The organism is Collinsella sp. AM09-41 (assembly GCF_003473245.1).
Classification (GTDB): Bacteria; Actinomycetota; Coriobacteriia; order Coriobacteriales; family Coriobacteriaceae; genus Collinsella.
This window is the reverse complement of the sequence record NZ_QRMJ01000001.1, coordinates 381,362-399,596: the sequence shown is the minus strand read 5'-3', so window position 1 is coordinate 399,596 and position 18,235 is coordinate 381,362. Positions and strand designations below refer to the sequence as shown.

General features: G+C 57.4%; 18 protein-coding genes and 5 tRNA genes. 18 read left to right on the top strand and 5 right to left on the bottom strand.

Features of this window, described 5'->3' with window-relative positions; genetic code table 11:
* Positions 1-46: 46 nt before the first annotated feature.
* The 3 genes from DW112_RS01770 to DW112_RS01760 all read right to left on the bottom strand — a co-directional run bounded on the left by DW112_RS01770 (position 47) and on the right by DW112_RS01760 (position 2,490).
* Positions 47-1,351 (bottom strand): type II toxin-antitoxin system HipA family toxin, encoded by a 1,305-nt coding sequence (locus DW112_RS01770; RefSeq protein ID WP_117816901.1) that lies wholly within the window; start codon positions 1,349-1,351, stop codon positions 47-49.
* On the bottom strand, positions 1,352-1,783 hold the full coding sequence (locus DW112_RS01765) for a helix-turn-helix domain-containing protein (protein ID WP_158551009.1): 432 nt from the start codon (positions 1,781-1,783) through the stop codon (positions 1,352-1,354).
* A 128-nt stretch (positions 1,784-1,911) separates the two neighbouring features.
* A complete protein-coding gene (locus DW112_RS01760; protein ID WP_117635969.1) occupies positions 1,912-2,490 on the bottom strand; it encodes a manganese efflux pump MntP family protein in 579 nt (192 codons plus the stop codon).
* Positions 2,491-2,839: 349 nt separating this feature from the next.
* Between DW112_RS01760 and disA the strand changes: the two genes are divergently transcribed.
* The 7 genes from disA to DW112_RS01725 all read left to right on the top strand — a co-directional run bounded on the left by disA (position 2,840) and on the right by DW112_RS01725 (position 8,643).
* Positions 2,840-3,907, top strand: coding sequence for a DNA integrity scanning diadenylate cyclase DisA (disA, locus tag DW112_RS01755; RefSeq protein ID WP_089572525.1), 1,068 nt, complete (start codon positions 2,840-2,842; stop codon positions 3,905-3,907).
* Complete coding sequence (ispD, locus tag DW112_RS01750; protein WP_117799683.1) at positions 3,907-4,635, top strand: 2-C-methyl-D-erythritol 4-phosphate cytidylyltransferase; 729 nt, start codon at positions 3,907-3,909, stop codon at positions 4,633-4,635. Before disA ends, ispD begins: the two co-directional genes overlap by 1 nt.
* Positions 4,625-5,119, top strand: a complete 495-nt coding sequence (gene ispF, locus DW112_RS01745) for a 2-C-methyl-D-erythritol 2,4-cyclodiphosphate synthase (protein WP_006234975.1) — start codon at positions 4,625-4,627, stop codon at positions 5,117-5,119. Before ispD ends, ispF begins: the two co-directional genes overlap by 11 nt.
* Positions 5,120-5,122: 3 nt before the next feature.
* Positions 5,123-6,589 carry a cysteine--tRNA ligase gene (cysS, locus tag DW112_RS01740; RefSeq protein ID WP_118328215.1) on the top strand — a complete coding sequence of 489 codons (1,467 nt, stop codon included), beginning with the start codon at positions 5,123-5,125 and terminating at the stop codon, positions 6,587-6,589.
* 186 nt (positions 6,590-6,775) lie between these two features.
* Positions 6,776-7,690, top strand: coding sequence for a 23S rRNA (guanosine(2251)-2'-O)-methyltransferase RlmB (gene rlmB, locus DW112_RS01735; protein WP_118328214.1), 915 nt, complete (start codon positions 6,776-6,778; stop codon positions 7,688-7,690).
* A gap of 3 nt (positions 7,691-7,693) precedes the next feature.
* Entirely contained in the window at positions 7,694-8,371 is a 678-nt protein-coding gene (locus DW112_RS01730; protein WP_006234978.1) for an NYN domain-containing protein, read from the top strand.
* Positions 8,372-8,568: 197 nt separating this feature from the next.
* A tRNA-Thr gene (locus DW112_RS01725) sits at positions 8,569-8,643 on the top strand.
* Between the two features lie 533 nt (positions 8,644-9,176).
* Here DW112_RS01725 and DW112_RS01720 read toward each other — a convergent pair.
* Positions 9,177-10,577: a PTS transporter subunit EIIC gene (locus DW112_RS01720; RefSeq protein ID WP_117646058.1), complete on the bottom strand. Its 1,401-nt coding sequence runs from the start codon at positions 10,575-10,577 to the stop codon at positions 9,177-9,179.
* A gap of 9 nt (positions 10,578-10,586) precedes the next feature.
* Positions 10,587-12,005, bottom strand: coding sequence for a glycoside hydrolase family 1 protein (locus DW112_RS01715; RefSeq protein WP_117646059.1), 1,419 nt, complete (start codon positions 12,003-12,005; stop codon positions 10,587-10,589).
* A gap of 151 nt (positions 12,006-12,156) precedes the next feature.
* Between DW112_RS01715 and DW112_RS01710 the strand changes: the two genes are divergently transcribed.
* From DW112_RS01710 to rplA, 11 genes are all read left to right on the top strand, one after another.
* On the top strand, positions 12,157-12,990 hold the full coding sequence (locus DW112_RS01710) for a MurR/RpiR family transcriptional regulator (protein ID WP_158550121.1): 834 nt from the start codon (positions 12,157-12,159) through the stop codon (positions 12,988-12,990).
* Positions 12,991-13,421: 431 nt separating this feature from the next.
* Positions 13,422-13,503: transfer RNA gene (locus tag DW112_RS01705), tRNA-Tyr, on the top strand.
* A gap of 10 nt (positions 13,504-13,513) precedes the next feature.
* Positions 13,514-13,589, top strand: a tRNA-Thr gene (locus DW112_RS01700).
* A gap of 3 nt (positions 13,590-13,592) precedes the next feature.
* Positions 13,593-13,669: transfer RNA gene (locus DW112_RS01695), tRNA-Met, on the top strand.
* A 96-nt stretch (positions 13,670-13,765) separates the two neighbouring features.
* Entirely contained in the window at positions 13,766-14,956 is a 1,191-nt protein-coding gene (gene tuf / locus DW112_RS01690; RefSeq protein WP_089572520.1) for an elongation factor Tu, read from the top strand.
* 278 nt (positions 14,957-15,234) lie between these two features.
* The gene (gene rpmG, locus DW112_RS01685; protein WP_102372646.1) at positions 15,235-15,384 is read left to right on the top strand and encodes a 50S ribosomal protein L33; all 150 of its coding nucleotides are present in this window, start codon (positions 15,235-15,237) and stop codon (positions 15,382-15,384) included.
* Between the two features lie 13 nt (positions 15,385-15,397).
* Positions 15,398-15,473 (top strand) — tRNA-Trp (locus tag DW112_RS01680).
* A 76-nt stretch (positions 15,474-15,549) separates the two neighbouring features.
* Positions 15,550-15,888 (top strand): preprotein translocase subunit SecE, encoded by a 339-nt coding sequence (gene secE / locus DW112_RS01675; protein WP_118328213.1) that lies wholly within the window; start codon positions 15,550-15,552, stop codon positions 15,886-15,888.
* A 3-nt stretch (positions 15,889-15,891) separates the two neighbouring features.
* Positions 15,892-16,428 (top strand): transcription termination/antitermination protein NusG, encoded by a 537-nt coding sequence (nusG, locus tag DW112_RS01670; protein WP_006234984.1) that lies wholly within the window; start codon positions 15,892-15,894, stop codon positions 16,426-16,428.
* Positions 16,429-16,548: 120 nt separating this feature from the next.
* The gene (gene rplK / locus DW112_RS01665) at positions 16,549-16,977 is read left to right on the top strand and encodes a 50S ribosomal protein L11 (protein WP_022093893.1); all 429 of its coding nucleotides are present in this window, start codon (positions 16,549-16,551) and stop codon (positions 16,975-16,977) included.
* A gap of 117 nt (positions 16,978-17,094) precedes the next feature.
* The gene (gene rplA, locus DW112_RS01660) at positions 17,095-17,802 is read left to right on the top strand and encodes a 50S ribosomal protein L1 (RefSeq protein ID WP_089572518.1); all 708 of its coding nucleotides are present in this window, start codon (positions 17,095-17,097) and stop codon (positions 17,800-17,802) included.
* Positions 17,803-18,235 lie beyond the last annotated feature (433 nt).

Genomic DNA, 18,235 nt, shown 5'->3' with positions numbered 1-18,235 from the left:
GACGGGTGCCCCCCTCTTCTTTTAAGAAATGTGGATTGATTGGCGCCTAGCCCATATCCGCCTTGATGAGGTCGAGGGTGCGCTGGCAGTTTTCGCGGACGGGGCCGAGCATGTGCTCGCGCAGGTCCGCCATGCCGGGCAGGTCGGCGTATTCGTCCATGATCTCTTCCATGCAAATGGGCACCTCGTAGGCGAGGTCCATCATGGTCGCAAAGCAAAACTTCTCGGATAGCCCGGCATCGGTGAGCGCCGCCTCCAGCGCGGGGTCGCCCATACCGTGGTATCGGCGGATAGCGCCTGGACCGATGCGCCCCACTCGATTTTCGCCGCCAACGCTCATGGCAAGGCGCGCCCGGCGGCGCATACGCTCGTACGCCAAGCCCGATGCGACATCGTACATGGGTGCGAGCGCTGCGTTTGTGCCTTTACCTAGGATGAGCGAGTAGTTTTTAGCGTGTGCGTCAGGCGCTCCGATAATGGCGTTATAGAACAACATATAGGTAAAAAGCACAAGATTCATGTGGTGGGGGACTGTGTTAATCAGTCGTTCTTGGATGTCTCGTGTGGTTGGTCCTCCGTCGGCGGTGTATTTCTGGCTTGGCAATACACCGAGCGCCTGGCAAAAGTCCTCCTGATGCAGCCTTTCGATATTTCCGCTGCTATTGACAATTCTGTCGTACCGTTCAACGACGAGCGCGGCTTCGTCTTCAAATGTGCAATAGGAGACGTTGGCAGTTGGAATGCCAACACGCCGAGCCGTTTTCATGCAGACGAATTCGTTTAAGGCCTGATGTTTGAACCCAACGACACCATTTTTGAAGATATGGGTAGTGGGGGATGACCCTAGACATTCGCACCATTGGCCATCATGCCAAGCTAGTGCAAATTTGCCTTGGTTGCCGCCCAGGGACCAGCTTTCGTTGGAGCCCATCCATGTCTCTCTTTCGTCATCGCGAATTGCTTTGAGCTTGTGAGCGATTTGAGAATTGGTAAGCGGGCGGTATGCCGAGACCCTGCCGCGGGCGGCGCCTAATTGATCGGTTCGACAAAACTGAACGGCCCCTGCGCAGTCAAGACCGATATGGCACAAGAGGGCGACGGGGTTGTTGGATGCAACGTCATGCTCGGCGGCAATAGCGCGACGCTGCTCTTGGCTGTCGGGCAAAAGGCCAAATAGGAACGGGCGGACGATGTTATGGCCATACGTGCGATTGGAAAGCGGCATTGTAAGCGATAGTGGTGCTCCGCGATAGGTTGGGGCGTATACAAAGCTGCAGAGTCCATGCTCGTCTTGCCGGAGAGTGCCTGCGATTTCGCCACAAATGAGGGTCGCAAGCTCCATCTCTGCCATTTATTTCACAACCTTACAGTCAAAGGAGAGGTCTGAAGTGTCGGAAAGGCCTTGCTCGGCTGCGATTTGGGCCAGCAAGGCACCATAGGAAGATGGCGTTCCCTGTCGAGCGGGTCGTCTGCCTACGCTTGGCTTTGGCAGGGCATTCGAGTTCGCGATAGGGAGGTCCGCTTTCGTCGTCGGATGTTCGGAGGGCGATGCGATGGAGTCGTTATCGCTTTGCGCAAAGAGACCTATGCCGAGTGCGTTAAAGACGGACAGCAACTTGTCGAGTCGAATGCCGGTGGCGTCTCCTAGCTCGAGCGATGCGAGCAGGCGCTCTGAAACACTGGCCGTTTTGGCGAGGGCGGCACGGGTGAGACCCTGAGCCTCGCGTGCCTGGCGCACGTAGATGCCAGCTTGGCGCGGTGTGGTGATGGGAAGGGTATTCACGGCGATCTCCTAACGTGCAGACTTTTGCATATCAGTATGACATGCAAAAGTCTGCACGAAAAGGCCTCATGCAAAACTTTGCATGAGGCCTTGTACTGGCGTTGAGTTTTGAGCGATTGTGTTTGGCGTTACAGCGCCAAAATCCCCAGATGCTCAAGCAAGATCTTAAGTCCGATGAGGATGAGCACGATGCCGCCCACGATGGTGGCAGGTTTTTCGTAGCGCGCGCCAAAGGTGTGGCCGATCGCTACGCCGGCGACGGAGAAGATAAACGTTGTGACGCCGATAAGCGATACAGCGGGAACGATGTCGACCGAAAGCGCGGCGAACGAGATGCCCACGGCCAGGGCGTCGATTGAAGTGGCGATGGCGAGGATCAGGTACTCGCTCAGTTCAATCTTTTCGGCATTCTTGCCGTCGCCTTCATCCTCGTCCTCGGTAAAAGCCTCCCACAGCATTTTGCCGCCGATGAAGGCCAAAAGGATAAAGGCAATCCAATGGTCGATGGGGCCGATGATGCCCATAAACTGGCTGCCAAGCGCCCATCCGATCACGGGCATGCCGGCCTGGAAGCCGCCAAAGAACAGGCCGAGCACTACGGCGACCTTAAGGTTGATCTTCTTCATGCCAAGGCCCTTGCAGATGGATACGGCAAAGGCGTCCATCGAAAGGCCAATGGCGAGCAGCACGAGCTCTACGAGTCCCATGGTTTGGCTCCCTCCTTGCGGGCGAACCCGCGTGTACTTCTGACAGGGGAGCAACAAAAAAGACCCGTGGCGTACGCGCCGCGCGTACAACCACGAGTCTCGTTCATTAAGGCAAGCCAGACCGTGTCGGCCAGTATGTTGACTTGCCGCGCCACCGGAGGCGAACCCGGTCACGCGACTACTCCCTCATTCATGTGAATCCCGATGCTACCACATGAACAGCTCATTTGGGTTGAGGCTCTCAGCGGTGTTCGCTCATTCTGTAAGCATCGGATTTCGCGAGCGCCGCGGGGACAAACCGTGAGAAACTATTTAGCGTTTATGGAGCGTATGCGATGGGAGCGATGCCTTGGATAAGAACGAGCTGCAAAAGCGTATGGAACAGGCCATCCGCCTGACGGCACCTGGTCAGCCGATCCGCACCGCCCTCGACATGATCATCGCCGGTCACCTGGGTGCCCTTATCTGCGTCGGCGACACCGAAAACGTGCTCGCTGCCGGTAACGACGGCTTCCCACTCAACATTTCGTTCACCTCGAACCGCCTGTTCGAGCTCTCCAAGATGGACGGTGCCATCGTTATCGACGGCGACCTCACCCAGATCCTGCGCGCCAACTTCCACCTCAATCCCGATCCCTCGCTTGCCACGAGCGAGACGGGCATGCGTCACCGCACTGCCGCTCGCATGTCGGTGCTCACCGATGCCATCGTGATCTCGGTCTCGGCCCGTCGTGCCGTCGTCAACGTGTACGTTCACGGCAAGAGCTATGAGATCCAGCCCGTCACCACCATCATGAGCTCGGTCAACCAGCTCGTCGCCACGCTTCAGACCACCCGTCAGTCGCTCGACCGCTCCCTGCTGCGTCTGACGGCCCTCGAGCTCGATGACTACGTTACGCTCGCCGATATCACCGGGATTTTCTCGAGCTTCGAGATCATGCAGCAGGCAAAGACTGAGCTTAAGGATTGCATTGTCAAGCTGGGCAACCAGGGCAAGCTCGTGCAGATGCAGCTCGAGCAGCTCGCCGGCTCCAGCATGGATACCGAGTACGACCTGATGATTCGCGACTATGCGAGTGATTCCTCCGAGGCCAATGCCGAAAAGATCCGCGCCAACCTGAGCCGTATGACGCCTAAGGACCTGTCCGACCCACAGCATGTGGCGGCGGTTCTGGGTTACGACGACCTGGACGAGGACTCCGTCATGACGCCGCTGGGCCTGCGCACGCTTTCGCGCGTGTCCGTCGTGCGCGACGGCGTGGCCGAGAAGATCGTCGACGAGTACGGCTCGCTGCAGGAGCTCATGGATGACATCAGCGAGGATCCGGAGCGCCTGGGCGACTTTGGCGTCAACAACCCTGCCATTCTTGCGGACTCCCTGTACCGCATGAAGGGTACCAAACAGGGGAACGCATAATGGCGCCCGTATGCGCCGTGGTCGTTGCCGGCGGCAGCGGCCAGCGCTTTGGAAATCCCGGCGGCAAGCAGCTCGTTAACGTGGCGGGCCGTCCGCTCATGAGCTGGTCCATCCGCGCGTTCGATCGTAGCAACAAGGTCGGCCACATCGTGGTGGTGTGCCCTGCCGAGCGCCGTGCCGAGATGCGCCGCCTGGCCATCGACCCGTTTGACTATGACACGCCCATCAGTTTTGCCGATGCCGGCGACACCCGCCAGGACTCCACCCGTGCCGGCGTGCATGCGGTACCGGCGGGTTTCGAATATGTCGCCATCCACGACGGCGCCCGTCCGCTCATCACGACCGAGGCCATCGATCATGCGGTCGACGTGCTCGTGAGCGACCGTGCTCTCGACGGTATCGTGTGCGGTCAGCCCGCGATCGACACGCTCAAGATCGTCGATGGCGACAACATCGTCGAGACGCCGCCGCGCGAGCTGTACTGGGCCGCGCAGACGCCGCAGATCTTTAGCGTCGACGCCATGAAGCGCGCTCACGCCGCTGCTATCGCCGAGGGCTTTATCGGTACCGACGATTCATCGCTGGTCGAGCGCATGGGCGGGCGCGTCCGCTGTGTCCAGAGCCCGCGCGATAACCTTAAGGTGACGGTACCCGAGGACCTGCGTCCCGTAACCGCGATTCTGCTTGGCCGCATGGCCGAGGGAGAGGACCTTCCCCATGTTCAGTAACCTGCGCATTGGCCATGGCTACGACGTTCACCGTCTGGTGGAGGGGCGTCGATGTATCATCGGCGGTGTCGACATTCCCTACGAGCGCGGCCTGCTGGGCCACTCGGATGCCGATGTGCTCGCGCACGCCTTGGCCGACGCCATTCTGGGCGCCTGCCGCGGGGGAGATATCGGCAAGCTATTCCCCGACACCGATCCCGCCTACGAGGGTGCCGATTCGATGGTGCTGCTCGCCCGCGTGATGGACTATGCGCGCGAGCTGGGCTTTGAGTTTGTCGATGCCGATTGCACCATTGCCTGTCAGCAACCCAAGATCACTCCGCACCGCGATGCCATGCGCGCCAACCTTGCCCATGCCCTGGGCGTCGACGTGGAAAACGTGGGCGTCGCCGCCACCACGACCGAAAAGCTCGGTTGGGAAGGCCAAGGCGAGGGAATTGGCGCCTGGGCCGTCTGCCTGCTACAGAAAACCGTTAAGGAGTAACGAATGCGTATCTACAACAGCGCTACCCATAAAAAGGAAGAGTTCCAGCCCATCGAGTCCGGCAAGGTTCGCATGTACGTGTGCGGCCCCACGGTCTACGACAACATCCATATCGGCAACGCCCGCACGTTCATCAGCTTTGACGTGATTCGCCGCTGGCTCATCGCGAGCGGTTACGAGGTCACGTTCGCCCAGAACCTCACCGATGTCGACGACAAGATCATCAAGCGCGCCAACGAGCAGGGCCGTACGGCCGCCGAGGTCGCGACGGAGTTCTCCGACAAGTTCATCGGCGTCATGCGCGCCGCCAACGTGCTCGATCCCGATGTGCGCCCCCGCGCCACCAAGGAGATCGGCCCCATGATCGCTATGATCAAGACGCTTATCGAGCAGGGCCACGCTTACGCAGCCGATAACGGCGATGTGTACTTTGCCGTGCGCAGCGATCCCAACTATGGTCAGGTCTCGGGCCGCAACATCGACGACCTTATGGTTGGCGCGCGCATCGAGGAGAACGAGGACAAGAACGACCCGCTCGACTTTGCCCTGTGGAAGGCCGCTAAGCCCGGCGAACCCAGCTGGCCGAGCCCCTGGGGCGAAGGCCGTCCCGGTTGGCACACCGAGTGCGCCGCCATGGTGCATCGCTACCTGGGCACCCCGATCGACATCCACGGCGGCGGCTCCGACCTTGCCTTCCCGCATCACGAGAACGAGTGCGCCCAGGCCACCTGCGCCTGGCACCAGGGCTTCTCCAACACCTGGATGCACACGGGCATGCTGCTGGTAGACGGCGAGAAGATGTCCAAGTCGCTCGGCAACTTCTTTACGCTGGCCGAGGTCCTCGAGCAGCACTCCGCTGCTGCTCTGCGTCTGCTGATGCTGCAGACGAGCTATCGCTCGCCGCTCGATTTTTCTTGGGAGCGCCTGGAGGGTGCCGAGAACTCGCTTACGCGTATCGCCGGTACGGTCGAGAACCTGCGCTGGGCCGCGAACCATGCGGCGGCCGATGCCGATGAGGCAGCATCTGAGGCGTTTGCCGCCAAGGCCGCCGAGACCTGTGCCACCTTTAAGGAGTGCATGGACGACGACTTTAATACCGCTGGTGCCATGGGTGCTGTCTTTGGCTTTGTGACCGAGTGCAACCAGTACCTGGAGCAGGCGGGCGATGCTGCCGACAAGGCCGCTGCGCTTGCTGCTGCCGATACGCTGGTCGAGCTGCTCGATACGTTTGGCGTCGAGCTCCCCGAGCCCAAGGTCGAGTTGCCGCTGGGCCTGCTGGGCGTTGCCGCCGGCCTGGTCGCCTACACGGGTGACGACGTGGACGAGGCCGCTGCCAAGATTCTCGAGGCCCGTGCCGAGGCCCGTGCCGCCAAGAACTGGGATCTGGCCGACGCCATCCGCGACCAGCTCAAGGACCTGGGCCTCACCATTGAGGATACCGCCGCCGGCACCCGTATTAAATCTCTCTAATCCCCGCGGGTTTCCCAAGCAACCGACCTTGCCGTTCAAACCGTCGCTCGCGTACTCAAGTACGCGTCGCTCCTCTTTCACGGCAATCTCGGGCACTTGGAAAACCCGTACCGACCGCTTGAGCTATTCGTCTTAAGCGGTCGCTTCTTTTGTCCTGTTTGAAAATTTTTTAAAGGAGGCCGTTTTATGGCCGACAATCGCAAGCGTGCGCCTCGTGGCGGCAAGCAGACTGCTTCTGGCTCGCGTCCGATTCGCCGCAACGACCGCGCTGCCGCTCTCAAGGGCCAGCGCGATCGCGCCCAGGCCGCACGTCCGCAACGCGATCGTAACCGCGACGCTGTCCAGGTTCCCAAGGGCGAGTTTATCGAAGGTCGTCGTGCTGCCGCCGAGGCGCTGCGCACCGGTTTTCCCATCAAGTGCGCGCTCATCGCCGAGGGCGGGGAGCGCGATGCCGCTCTGTCGCGCCTGGTCGATGACCTCAACGCCACGGGCGTCCGCATTAAGTATGTGCCGCGCGCGCAGCTCGATGCGCTGTCGAGCCATGGCGCTCACCAGGGCATTGCGCTCGAGGTGGGCAACTTCCCTTACGCCGATGTCGCCGACATCCTCGACCGCGCAGGCGAGGGCCCGGCGCTTGTCGTGGTGCTCGACCATGTGACCGACGACGGTAACTTTGGCGCCATCGTGCGCTCTGCCGAGGTTGTGGGCGCAGCGGGCGTCATCATCGCCAACAAGCGTGCCGCCGGCGTGACCGTGGGCAGCTACAAGACCTCCGCCGGCGCCGTCATGCATCTGCCTATCGCGCAGGTGCCCAATATCGCCCGTGCGCTCGATGACCTCAAGGCCGCCGGCTTTTGGGTGGGTGGCGCTTCCGAGCATGCCGAGGGCAGCTGCTGGGATGCTCCCTTCGAGGGCCGCGTGGCGCTCGTCATGGGCTCCGAGGGCGACGGCATCTCGCGTCTGGTGCTCGAGAAATGTGACTTTTTGACCAAGCTTCCCCAGCGCGGCATGACCGAGAGTCTCAACGTGGCCCAGGCGACCACCGCGCTGTGCTTTGAGTGGCTGCGCCGCAATGCCGGCGAGCTCATGGGGGAGGAGTAGCGCATGTCCAAGAAGAACCGCGCCAAGTCCAAGGCCAAGCGCTTTGGCGAAGGCTCGGCCAAGCCGATTGTTTCGGCCGCGACCTATGGCGTGGGCGGCAATGCGTTTGCGCAGGCCATCGCCGACCCGGTCTCGACGGTGCACTCCAATAAGCCCGAGCTGCTGGTGGTCGACGGCTACAACGTGATCCACTGCACGCCGCGCTACGAAAAGCTCGTCTACGACCATTCCGATGATCCGTATTCCAGCGACGTTCACGATATGGCGCGCACGGCACTCATCAACGATGTTGCCGCGTTTGCCCAGGGCCGCTACGAGGCCGTAATCGTGTTTGACGGCGCGGGCAATATCTCCAGCGAGCGCCCCAACCTGCCCGCCCGCGGCGTGCGCATCGAGTTTTCGCCGACGGGCGTGTCGGCCGACACCGTGGTGCAGAAGCTCTGCATCGAGGCGCGCGAGGAAGGCCGCGCGTGCTCCGTGGTGTCGAGCGACGGCACGATCCAGGCCGTCGTCATGGGTAAGGGCGTTACGCGCATCTCGAGCCGCATGCTGGTGGACGAGATCAAACAGATCGACAACGACGTGCACGAGGCCGAGGAAGCCCCGCAGATCAAGATGACCCTGGGCAGCCGCCTGAGCCCCGATGCCCTGGCCAAGCTCAAGGCCCTTCGCGGGAGGTAGGGGATTATCCATAGAGACCCGTTTCCCAATTGGCCAGCCCGTTGCCGTCGCCAAAACGAATAGTTTTTGGTTTTGGCGAACAGATAAAACTATTCGTTCTGGCGAATAGTTTTGAGATGTGGTCGGTCGAAGGGTCTGTTGCGCCTCGTCCGCAATTCATTTATTCTTAATTGGCTTCGCGCGAAAGCGCCAAGTGTGCCAGTGTGGCGCAACGGTAGCGCAACTGATTTGTAATCAGTGGGTTGCAGGTTCGATTCCTGTCACTGGCTCCATGAGAGTTTCGGGCTCTGTCTCCAAGAGGGACAGAGCCCGTTTCTATTTAGGTGGTGCGCCATCGGGTTAGCGCCCATCCCGTTTTTGGTTTGTCTCGTCCTCCAGTTTGTCTAAATCTGTAACACCAAGACCGATATTCGGCATCTAACTGTTACAGATTGAGATGAAACTTAGGGTGTTTTAGGAATATCTTGATCTGTAACATGTAGAAGCGGAATAGGCCTCTTGCTGTTACAGATCGAGACAAGGGCGGGCGCGGATCTGGATGTCCTGCTCGAGCGTGGATTTCTGGATACGCGAGCTAAGAAAATCTCCCGACCGGAGAACGAGCGTGGATAATTAACTTGGATAGGGAGCTAAGGTAAACACCGATTGTCTATCGACGGCTTTAGAAACAACGACCCCGATTTCATTGTGGAATCGGGGTCGTTTGTGCCTCAGGAATCCGAATGGATTAATCGAGCTCCTAAGGAACTTTTTGGGTTCTTGCTAATGGTCTGCCGAGGATGTCCCCAATGTAAACAGCGGGCATCTACTCAATATAGCTGGGGTTCTTCTTGATGATCACGCGTGCAGCGATGAAGGAGACGACGATGGCGATGATGGCGACAACGCATGCCAGCACGAAGTTACCCATGGACCCATCGGGAGCGATAAAGATGAGTGCCGAAAGAAGGCCGGGGCATGCTCCCGCAACATACTCTTTCAGAACAAAGATGCCTGCAGGGAGTCCAGCGCAGAGCGCGCCGATTGCCGTGCCGACAAGCAGGCGGGGACGCTCGATGAGGCAACCGTAGAACGCGGGCTCGGTTACGCCACAGAGTGCGGTGACGGCAACCGTGGTGACCATACCCCTCTTCTCTTTGTTTCCCTTCATGGCAGTTGCCAGGGCGAGGCTCGTGCCGCCAATGCAGAGGTTCGAGATGAATCCAAAGATAATGGGTGCCCAACCGAGCTGCGCCAGGCTCGTAACTTCGATTGCGATGTAAGCCTTATCGAGACCGAGCATGACGAAATAGGGGTTAAGGGCTGCCAGGATCGGAGTAGCGATAAATGCCACGTTGTCCATAAGCCACGTGACGGCATCGCTCAGCGCGTAGCCCATCATGCTGCCGGCGGGGCCAAGGATAATAAGCTCGACGGGCACGACGATGATCATGGTGAGCAGCGGCTTCAAGAACAGTTTGGTAACGTCGGGAATGATCTTCTGAAGGCCGCGGTCGACAAAGTACATGAATACAACGCCCAGTACGATGGGCACTACCGTACTCGAATAGTCGTTCGTCGGGATGGGAATACCAAGAAAGTCGAGACCCTCGGCACCGCTAATGGACGAGCTGATCATGATCGCGCCCAGCAATGCGCCCATGATGGGCTGCATCTTCATGACGGCCGCGAGCTGATAACCAAGATAAACGGGTAAGAAGCTAAACGAAGCGCTAAAGATCGCCAACAGGACCTGGGCGGTTCCGCTATCGGTGCTCAATCCGCAATAATTGACCAGGAGATTCTTGATCGAAAGAATGAGTCCGCCAACGATGAGCGCCGGGACGATGGGCATGAATACCTGTGCAGAGACGTTCCCGAATTTCTCAATCAAGCCCATGGCGGTGTTACCGCTTTTAATGCCTTCTGCAAGGTCTTTGGCGGTTTGGGCATCGTCGGCAACCGTGCCACCGCCGACTTCGATTCCCGCGAAGTCGAGGAAGTCGTTGTAAGCCTCGGTGACGTTGGGGCCGATGATCACCTGAAGCTGGCCACCGCTGACTACTGCCCCGAGCGCCTGATCGGCCGATTTGGCGAGCTGGAGATCGATGATCGAGGTGTCTCGTGCGTCGATGCGAAGGCGCGTCGCACAATGAGTTACCGATGTAATGTTCTCTTTGCCGCCAACAGCCTTTAGGACTGTTTCGGACATTGCCTGATATTTCATCTCTTTCTCCTAACCTTCCTGCTCCTGATACTTCGAGATAAGGTCTCGGTACCAATACCAGCTCTTTTTGGGGGTGCGCTCCAGATTGTTCTCGAAGTCGATATGGACAAGTCCGTATCGTTTTTCGTAGCCGTTGATCCAGCTATACAGATCCATCGTCGACCAGAGGTAGTAGCCCTCAACGCGCGCGCCGTCGCGCTTAGCCCTCATCATGTGCTCGATGAACTGGCCCAGAAGCTCGATGCGGTCATCATCGTGGATCATTCCGTCTGCGTCTGGTTGCTCATAGGCGCCATGTCCGTTTTCCGTAATAAAGATGCGGGGCGCGTCATAGCGCTCGTGGACATCCATGATGGTTGAATACATGCAACCTGGGAGTATTTCGCGGCCCCATTTATTGCGGGGAACATTGCTGTCGCGGGCGCTTTCAAACAAGGGCGCAATGCATTTTCCTTCGACCTTTTTGCTCGAACCGCCCTTATTGTTCGCCGAAACGGCAAGCTCTCCACCGTGCCAGTCGGTTACATACTCTCGGCAATACACGTTGAGTCCAATAAAATCGACTTTACCGTCTCTGAATTCTTCTACGTCATTTGGGGATCGATAGAGCGAGACGCCAAGTTTTTCAAGGATTTCGTCCATTTCTGGCGGCAGTTGACCCTGAAGCGCTGGTGCCAGAATCATGCGATTGGCGAAAAAGTCTGCGTATCGAAATACGTCATCAGGGTGCTCGGTTGCCGGGTCGAGTTCGACAACGCCGCCATCGTGGACGGCGCCGATGATGCCGTCGTAGCCCATTTGACGATATGTTCGGACTGCGAGTGCGCTCGCGCGCATCAGGTTGTACTGAAACTGCATGTACGACTGAACGTCGAGCGATCGATTGGGGGGATAGTTGCCCAACATGTTTACGCAGTAGCTGTAGAAATGCGGCTCGTTAACGGTAGCCCAGATTTTGACGCGGTCTCCAAAGCGCTCAAAGCAAATCTTGGCGTATTTGCAGAACCACTCTGCCATGTCGTTGTTCAGCCATCCGCCTTTGCAAGCAAGCGTGAATGGTAGATCGTAATGGAACAGCGTAACGTTGGGCTCTATGCCATTTTCGAGGCAACAATCAATGACCCGATTATAAAAATCGATACCCTCTTCATTCACTTCGCCGATACCCGTGGGGATGATTCGACTCCATGAAAGAGAGAAGCGATAAGTGTTTTGTCCGCCTTCTTTCATCATGCGGATATCTTCTTCATAGCGATGGTAGAAGTCGCAAGATACATCACCGTCAACATGGTTGATGTTCTTATTGCTTGTGTGGCTAAAGAAATCCCACTCGCCAAGGCCTTTGCCGTCTTCGTTCCAGGCACCCTCGCACTGATAAGACGCCGTGGCGGAACCCCAGAGAAACGGCATGTTGTTCACGTTGTCCATGAATCCCCTTTCCATCATTCAACACGGTGGATACGTGTGGCGGAATTACGATTAAGATGACGTCAACTGATTTGAATCATAGGAGAACGACCAAAGCTGTTTGATTCAATAAATGAACCATGATTTCGAGGAGAGCGGAAAGAGGGATCACGTGAATATCAATGACTTCGATGTGCTCAATCGCATTAGCTCAATCATCAACAGCGAGTTTGGGTCAAACGATGCCGCCATCGCTCGATATCTCATCGCTCACATTAGGCGTTCGAGCGAAATCAATGTTGCCGCAATAACCCGCGATGCATTCGTGACCCGTTCCGCTGTTCGTCGTTTCTGCAATCGATTGGGCTACCAGTCTCTTAGCGATTTGAAAGAATCATTTACTCAATCAGTCTTTCCAAGCGACTTAAGCCATCGAGAGGAGGAATTTGGCTACGAGGAGTACAGGGCAGAGCTCGACGTTCGCATGATCGAGATGTTCGCTGAGGTTGAAAGCGGCGTGTCCGATATCGCTATTAAGCACCTTGCCGACGAAATTGATGGCCATAAAAACGTTGAAATCTGGTGCACCAATAATGTGAGCGCCAATCTCGTACGATTTCAGCAGGAAATGTTTTATGCGGGCAAGATAGTTCGCATAGTTGCTGGGGCTAACGTCGCGGAATTGAAAAACATGGGAGACGTTTCGCAGTCATTGATAATTCTCGTATCGGTCTCCGGGCTATTTGCGTCACAGGCACGTGAGTATCTTGATTGCCGTTCGGGCAGGAAGATTCTAATTACTGCGTTTAGCAACGATGACAAATCGAGGTCTTTTGACCGTGTATATCGTCTTGGTAATGCGGGAAACGGAATTGACCGACTCGGCGTTTATTCGAAATATGCCATGACTTATTTCTTCGACTTGCTATCGTCGTGTTACTTGAGTCGCTACCCCTGCACCAAGGGGGAGCCGCTCTATGGGTCTACTTTGGCCTGGCCCGAGTAGTTCGGCTCTATAGTTCTCCCGCCTAGAGAATGAGCGTGGATAATCTGCCACTTTGGCCTCAGAAACACGCCAAAAGTGGGAGATTATCCACGCTCGATGTCAAACGGGAGAAAATCCACGCTGAATTGTGCCGGTGAAGGCCGATCACGACCTATGTAATAAGCGCAAGGGATCCGTTATCGAGGGTCGAGACTGCAGACATACTCCATCACGCCAAAGTGTGCCCTTGGGAAATGACGCCAGCATTGCCAAATTCATCACTCCACATAATCAAACTCAGCAAAACCGCAGGTCACGGCTATATAGATACGCCCGGAACCGTGTATCTAGAGGTTTTCGTTGACAGCCCCCAAGGTTGCATCGTATTATCTTTTTCGTTCGCGGGGGCGGCGGTCCAAAAGACCAAAGGACCTGCGGATACTTGAACGATTGGGAGTTTGCCCGAGTGGTTAATGGGGACGGGCTGTAAACCCGTTGGCTCTGCCTACATAGGTTCGAATCCTATAGCTCCCACCCGTCAAGTGCCTGTATAGCTCAGTCGGTAGAGCACTTCGTTGGTAACGAAGAGGTCACCAGTTCAAGTCTGGTTGCAGGCTCCATCCGGCGGTGTAGCTCAGTTGGTTAGAGCACACGGTTCATACCCGTGGCGTCACTGGTTCGAATCCAGTCACCGCTACCATAGGTAACACGGTGGCTTCTCAATAGTATGTTGAGAGGCCACTATGGTATAAAGGCAAAGTCCCGTCCGGGGACGACCTGTTAAGAGGAGGGCTTTATGGCCAAAGAGAAGTTTGAGCGCACTAAGCCGCATGTTAACATCGGCACCATTGGTCACGTCGACCACGGCAAGACCACGCTGACCGCTGCCATCACCAAGGTTCTCTCCGAGACCGAGGGCTGCAAGGCTGACTTCACTGCGTTCGAGAACATCGACAAGGCTCCCGAGGAGCGCGAGCGCGGCATTACGATCTCCGTCTCCCACGTCGAGTACGAGACCGCTTCCCGTCACTATGCTCACGTTGACTGCCCGGGCCACGCTGACTACGTCAAGAACATGATCTCCGGCGCTGCTCAGATGGACGGCGCTATCCTGGTCATCGCTGCTACCGACGGCCCCATGGCTCAGACTCGCGAGCACATCCTGCTCGCCCGTCAGGTCGGCGTTCCCTACATCGTCGTCTTCCTGAACAAGTGCGACATGGTCGACGATGACGAGCTTATCGACCTCGTCGAGATGGAGACCCGTGAGCTCCTCTCCGAGTACGATTTCCCCGGCGACGACATCCCCGTCATCCGTGGTTCCGCTCTGGGCGCTCTCGAGGGCGACGCCAAGTGGATGGACGCTATCCGCGAGCTCATGAACGCCGTCGACGAGTACATCCCGACGCCTGCTCGTAACAACGACCTCCCGTTCCTGATGGCCGTTGAGGACGTTATGACCATCTCCGGCCGTGGTACCGTTGCTACCGGCCGTGTCGAGCGCGGTGAGCTCAAGCTCAACGAGCCCGTCGAGATCGTCGGCATCAAGGATACCCAGAACACCGTCGTTACCGGTATCGAGATGTTCCGTAAGTCCATGGACTTCTGCGAGGCTGGCGACAACGTCGGTCTGCTGCTCCGCGGCATCAAGCGCGAGGACATCGAGCGCGGCCAGGTTCTCTGCAAGCCCGGTTCGGTTACCCCGCACACCAAGTTCACCGGTGAGATCTACGTTCTGACCAAGGAGGAGGGCGGCCGTCATACCCCGTTCTTCGATGGTTATCGTCCTCAGTTCTACTTCCGTACCACCGACGTTACCGGTACGGTCAAGCTCCCCGAGGGCACCGAGATGGCTATGCCTGGTGACCACATCACCATCGAGGGCGACCTCATCCACCCGATCGCCATGGAGGAGGGCCTGCGCTTCGCTATCCGCGAGGGTGGCCACACCGTCGGTTCGGGCATCGTCTCCACGATCATTGAGTAAATTAGCTCTCTGATATAGCTGACTTAGAGAACCCGGCACTTATTTGGGTGCCGGGTTCTTTTCTACGCGGGGCTTATTCCCTGCCGATTGCGCTTAGCTCGCCCATAAGCCAAGCGCGAGGGATTGATTAGATCTCGCTGGCTTCATTGATGTGTTCCAAATATGAATGGATTCAGCGAGAACCAATTGATTCGAGGTTTTCATTGACAGCACTTACATAGAGCTGATAAAGTACCATCTCGTGCCCGTACGGGGCGGATATGAAAGGTTCAGGATACATGCGTACTCTAGTTACTCTTGCGTGCACTGAGTGCAAGCGCCGCAACTATACGACCACCAAGAATAAGGCGAACATGCCTGATCGTATGGAGATCAAGAAGTATTGCCCCTGGTGCCGTCACCACACGCTGCACAAAGAGACTCGCTAGTCTTTAGTCATATACGCCAGTAGTTCAATTGGTAGAGCATCGGTCTCCAAAACCGAGTGTTGAGGGTTCGAGTCCTTCCTGGCGTGCCAGTCATTATTCCGTAAGCTCCCAATTGGGGGCTTACGGTTTACTCATGTATAAGCGCATTGCGCGGAGGTAACCCAAATGGCCAACAAGAAGAACAAGAAGAAGGCTCAGCAGCCGGCACCTGCCAATAACGCTGCCGCCAACTCCAAGGTTGAGGCCAAGAAGGCCGTTGCCAAGAAGAACGAGAGGGCTGCGAAGCCCAAGAAGAACGAGAAGCCTGGTTTCTTCGCCCGCACCAAGAAGTATTTCGCTTCGGTCAAGTCCGAGATGAAGCGTGTCACGTGGCCTGATAAGAAGGAGCTCGTGAACTACTCGGTCGTCGTTTGCGCTTCTCTGGTCGTCGTCGGCGTCGTCATCGCTCTGCTCGATGCTGGCTTTGGCGAGGCTCTTGCTCTGTTCTCTGGATTGAGGGGCTAAACCATGTCTAAGCGTTGGTACGTCGTTCACACTTACTCCGGATACGAGAACCGCGTAAAGTCCGATCTCGAGCATCGTATCGAGACCATGGGCATGCAGGACCGTATCTTTGATATCGAGATTCCTATGGAGCGCGTCACCGAGATCAAAGAGGGTGGCAAGCGCGAGACCAAGGATTCCAAGATCTTTCCGGGTTATGTCCTGGTTCGCATGGAGATGGATGACGATGCGTGGACGTGTGTTCGCAACACGCCCGGCGTCACCGGTTTCCTAGGCGGCAACGGCAAGCCCGCTCCGCTTTCCCGCGACGAGTACAACAAGATGACTCGTCGTCCCGGTAAGGGCGATTCGCCCAAGCGCACCTCGGTTGATATTCAGGTCGGCACGTCCGTCCGCGTCACCGATGGCCCGCTTACCGACTTTGATGGCAAGGTCTCCGAGGTTAACACCGAGGCTGGCAAGCTCAAGGTCACGCTGATGATCTTTGGCCGCGAGACGCCGGTCGAGCTCGACTTTAACCAGGTCGCTGTCATCGCTTAAGTTTTCGTCCGTTCGCGCGAGCGTGCTTCTTCTGTGACTGCTCATCTCAGGAGTGCTTCTAACACGTGCGTGCTTACGATATAGCAAGTACTTCACACTCGTGATTCGAAAGGAATGACCATGGCTGAGAAGAAGGTTGCCAACGTCATTAAGCTCCAGATTCCTGCTGGTGCAGCTAACCCCGCTCCTCCCGTCGGCCCCGCTCTGGGCGCTGCTGGCGTGAACATCATGCAGTTCTGCCAGGCCTTTAACGCCGAGACGCAGGACAAGAAGGGCGACATCATCCCCGTTGAGATCTCTGTCTACGAGGATAAGTCCTTCTCCTTCATCACCAAGACCCCGCCGGCGGCTCACCTCATCAAGAAGGAGCTGAACCTCAAGTCTGGTTCCGCTAAGCCCCAGGCCGACAAGGTTGGTCAGCTCTCCCAGGAGCAGCTCACCAAGATCGCCGAGATCAAGATGCCGGACCTCAATGCCAACGACATTGACGCCGCCAAGAAGATCATCGCCGGTACCGCCCGTTCCATGGGCGTCACCATCGCTGAGTAGCGATTTCTTATGGTAACGACGGGTGCTCCGACCTGGGCGCCCGTTAAATGTGTGCAATAGGGCACACGATACGATGTGGGAGGGCTCACGCCCGTTTAACCACAGGAGGTAATGCACATGGCTAAGCATGGTAAGAGCTATAACGCCGCTGCCGAGAAGATCGATCGCGCCACGCTCTACACCCCCCTTCAGGCTGCCAAGCTCATTAAGGAGCTCGACACCGCCAAGTTCGACGAGACCGTCGAGGCCCACTTCCGTCTGGGCATCGATACTCGTAAGGCTGACCAGAACATCCGTGGTTCCATCTCCCTGCCCCACGGCACCGGCAAGACCGTTCGTGTTGCCGTCTTCGCCGAGGGCGAGAAGGCCCGCGAGGCTGAGGCTGCCGGCGCCGACATCATCGGTTCCGACGAGCTTGTCGCCCAGATTCAGAAGGGCGAGATCAACTTCGACGCCGCTATCGCTACGCCGAACATGATGGCCAAGGTTGGCCGCATCGGTAAGATCCTTGGTCCCCGTGGCCTCATGCCGAACCCCAAGCTCGGCACCGTGACCATGGACGTCGCCAAGATGGTCTCCGAGCTCAAGGCTGGCCGCGTTGAGTACCGCGCCGACCGCTACGGCATCTGCCACGTGCCCCTGGGCAAGAAGTCCTTCTCTGAGCAGCAGCTCGTCGAGAACTACGCTGCCCTGTACACCGAGATCCTGCGCGTCAAGCCCTCTTCTGCTAAGGGCAAGTACGTCAAGTCCATCTCCGTGTCTTCCACCATGGGCCCTGGCGTCAAGGTCGATCCCGCTATCCAGCGCGACTTCCTGGCTGAGTAACTAACAGTTACTGCCTGAGCAAAGCAAGCATTGCTAAAGAGACCCGGTTCTGCCTCGTGCAGGACCGGGTCTCTTGCTTTTGAGTCAACGAAACCACCACGAAGGGGACAGGCACCCTTGTGGTGGTTTTACTTGTGTTGTACTTTAGCGCGATGTAGTACTACCCGAGGCCGAAGGGAGCCCAACATGTTTAAGAACACGCAACAGCTCCTAGGCCTAGCGCTACTAGATTGGATAGCGCGCTAGGGTTGTAATCTCGCTATAACGATTTGTTGTACCCGGGTGCGCTATCGTCTGCCGCTTTCAGGCGTGATGAGCGACACGGGTATTTTTCTATCTCTAGGCCTTCTCTCTCCTGAAAGCCATCTGTCATAAAACGGTCAATCAGGAGGAACATATAAGCCGCAAAATCACAATCTTTGACGCCACCCTG

Bases quoted from the DNA above. Each gene is read 5' to 3' on its own strand.
- DW112_RS01770 (WP_117816901.1), bottom strand. From the start codon at position 1,351: ATGGCAGAGATGGAGCTTGCGACCCTCATTTGTGGCGAAATCGCAGGC.
- DW112_RS01760 (WP_117635969.1), bottom strand. From the start codon at position 2,490: ATGGGACTCGTAGAGCTCGTGCTGCTCGCCATTGGCCTTTCGATGGAC.
- ispD (WP_117799683.1), top strand. From the start codon at position 3,907: ATGGCGCCCGTATGCGCCGTGGTCGTTGCCGGCGGCAGCGGCCAGCGC.
- ispF (WP_006234975.1), top strand. From the start codon at position 4,625: ATGTTCAGTAACCTGCGCATTGGCCATGGCTACGACGTTCACCGTCTG.
- cysS (WP_118328215.1), top strand. From the start codon at position 5,123: ATGCGTATCTACAACAGCGCTACCCATAAAAAGGAAGAGTTCCAGCCC.
- rlmB (WP_118328214.1), top strand. From the start codon at position 6,776: ATGGCCGACAATCGCAAGCGTGCGCCTCGTGGCGGCAAGCAGACTGCT.
- DW112_RS01730 (WP_006234978.1), top strand. From the start codon at position 7,694: ATGTCCAAGAAGAACCGCGCCAAGTCCAAGGCCAAGCGCTTTGGCGAA.
- DW112_RS01720 (WP_117646058.1), bottom strand. From the start codon at position 10,577: ATGAAATATCAGGCAATGTCCGAAACAGTCCTAAAGGCTGTTGGCGGC.
- DW112_RS01715 (WP_117646059.1), bottom strand. From the start codon at position 12,005: ATGGACAACGTGAACAACATGCCGTTTCTCTGGGGTTCCGCCACGGCG.
- tuf (WP_089572520.1), top strand. From the start codon at position 13,766: ATGGCCAAAGAGAAGTTTGAGCGCACTAAGCCGCATGTTAACATCGGC.
- rpmG (WP_102372646.1), top strand. From the start codon at position 15,235: ATGCGTACTCTAGTTACTCTTGCGTGCACTGAGTGCAAGCGCCGCAAC.
- secE (WP_118328213.1), top strand. From the start codon at position 15,550: ATGGCCAACAAGAAGAACAAGAAGAAGGCTCAGCAGCCGGCACCTGCC.
- nusG (WP_006234984.1), top strand. From the start codon at position 15,892: ATGTCTAAGCGTTGGTACGTCGTTCACACTTACTCCGGATACGAGAAC.
- rplK (WP_022093893.1), top strand. From the start codon at position 16,549: ATGGCTGAGAAGAAGGTTGCCAACGTCATTAAGCTCCAGATTCCTGCT.
- rplA (WP_089572518.1), top strand. From the start codon at position 17,095: ATGGCTAAGCATGGTAAGAGCTATAACGCCGCTGCCGAGAAGATCGAT.